The sequence below is a fragment of the Arthrobacter sp. AQ5-05 genome (genome assembly GCF_003287975.1).
Taxonomy (GTDB): Bacteria; Actinomycetota; Actinomycetes; order Actinomycetales; family Micrococcaceae; genus Paeniglutamicibacter.
Genome location: NZ_QMKQ01000102.1, coordinates 1 through 355 on the forward strand (window position 1 = coordinate 1; position 355 = coordinate 355).

Annotated in this window: 1 protein-coding gene; it reads right to left on the minus strand. The window is 55.5% G+C overall.

Annotated features, from left to right (window positions below; genetic code table 11):
- Window positions 1-169: 169 nt before the first annotated feature.
- On the minus strand, window positions 170-355 hold a 186-nt coding region (locus DQ353_RS22080), incomplete at its 5' end, for a hypothetical protein (protein WP_220094088.1).

A 355-nucleotide genomic window follows, 5' to 3' on the forward strand; every position in this document is an offset into this window, starting at 1 on the left:
CCGAGGCATTCCTGGCCGTGCGTTCCTATGTGGGCACCGCTCTGAAGCAAGGCAAAAACGTGTTCGATGCCTTGGGTGAATTGTTCGCCGGGGATCCTTGGCTACCCGCCACCCCCTGACCAGTTACGAAAATTGTGTGATGTCTCGGGTCATCGGTGACAGTTCTGCCTCAGGACTTCGGTGACGGTTGATGTCTCACCACATCGGTGACAGTTGTGGGGCATGGTGTGGGCTGCTCTGGATATTTCGGACAGTGGTGCCCCATGAAATGATGGGGTTCACCGGAATGAGGAATCACCGAAATGTCACCAACACGACGCAGGTTCAGCCAGGAATTCAAGGATGAACTGTGCCG